General features: G+C 69.8%; 1 protein-coding gene. It reads left to right on the top strand.

The genetic code is table 11. The features are described 5' to 3' along the window. The coding region (locus tag A9X04_RS10475; RefSeq protein WP_067920025.1) for a polyribonucleotide nucleotidyltransferase at positions 1-1,782 on the top strand (1,782 nt) is incomplete at both ends.

Raw genomic sequence — 1,782 nt, 5'->3', positions numbered from 1 at the left:
CGGGCTGCGCAACGAGATCCAGGTCGTGGTGACGATCCTGAGCCTGGACCCCAACGACCTGTACGACGTGCTGGCGATCAACGCCGCCTCGGCCTCCACCCAGCTGGCCGGCCTGCCGTTCTCCGGTCCCGTCGGGGGCGTGCGGGTGGCGCTGATCGACGGCACCTGGGTCGCCTTCCCCACGGTCGAGCAGCTCGAACGGGCCGTGTTCGACATGGTGGTGGCCGGCCGCATCGTCGGCGAGCATGACGGCAAGCCGGACGTCGCGATCATGATGGTCGAGGCCGAGGCCACCGAGAACGTCATCGAGCTCGTCGAAGGCGGCGCCCAGTCGCCGACCGAGACCGTCGTGGCCGAGGGCCTGGAGGCCGCCAAGCCGTTCATCGCCACGCTGTGCACCGCACAGCAGGAGCTGGCCGACGCCGCCGCCAAACCCACCGGGGACTACCCGACGTTCCCCGACTACGGCGACGACGTCTACTACTCGGTGGCCTCGGTGGCCACCGACGAGCTGGCCAAGGCGCTCACCATCGGCGGCAAGGCCGAGCGCGACGCGCGCACCGACGAGCTGAAAGCGGAGGTGCTGGCGCGCCTCACCGGGGCCTCTGCGACCTACGAGGGCCGCGAAAAGGAGGTCAGCGCCGCGTTCCGCTCGCTGACCAAGAAGCTGGTGCGCCAGCGCATCCTGACCGACCACTTCCGCATCGACGGCCGCGGCATCACCGACATCCGCGCGCTGTCGGCCGAGGTCGCCGTGGTGCCGCGGGCGCACGGCAGCGCGCTGTTCGAGCGCGGCGAGACCCAGATCCTGGGCGTGACCACGCTGGACATGGTCAAGATGGCCCAGCAGATCGACTCGCTGGGGCCCGAGACCACCAAGCGCTACATGCACCACTACAACTTCCCGCCGTATTCGACCGGTGAAACCGGCCGGGTCGGCTCGCCCAAGCGGCGCGAGATCGGGCACGGCGCGCTCGCCGAGCGCGCCCTGATCCCGGTGCTGCCCAGCGTCGAGGAGTTCCCCTACGCCATCCGCCAGGTGTCCGAAGCGCTGGGCTCCAACGGCTCGACGTCGATGGGATCGGTGTGCGCGTCCACGCTCGCCCTGCTCAACGCCGGGGTGCCGCTCAAGGCGCCGGTCGCCGGCATCGCGATGGGCCTGGTGTCCGACGACGTCGAGGTGGACGGCAAGACCGAGCGTCGCTTCGTCACCCTGACCGACATCCTGGGCGCCGAGGACGCGTTCGGCGACATGGACTTCAAGTGCGCCGGCACCAAGGACTACGTCACCGCGCTGCAGCTGGACACCAAGCTCGACGGCATCCCGTCCCAGGTCCTCGCGGGTGCCCTGGCGCAGGCCAAGGACGCGCGCCTGACCATCCTCGAGGTGATGGCCGAGGCCATCGACTCACCCGACGAGATGAGCCCCTACGCGCCGCGGGTGACCACCATCAAGGTCCCGGTGGACAAGATCGGCGAGGTCATCGGGCCCAAGGGCAAGGTGATCAACGCCATCACCGAGGAGACCGGCGCGCAGATCTCCATCGAGGACGACGGCACCGTGTTCGTCGGCGCCACCGACGGCCCCTCGGCCCAGGCGGCGATCGACCGGATCAACGCCATCGCCAACCCGCAGCTGCCGACCGTGGGCGAGCGGTTCCTCGGCACCGTGGTCAAGACCACCGATTTCGGCGCGTTCGTGTCGTTGCTGCCGGGACGTGACGGCCTGGTGCACATCTCCAAGCTCGGCAGGGGCAAGCGCATCGCGAAGGTCGAGGACGT

This window comes from Mycobacterium sp. E3247 (genome assembly GCF_001667785.1).
Classification (GTDB): Bacteria; Actinomycetota; Actinomycetes; order Mycobacteriales; family Mycobacteriaceae; genus Mycobacterium.
This window is presented reverse-complemented; position numbering and strand designations above follow the sequence as displayed.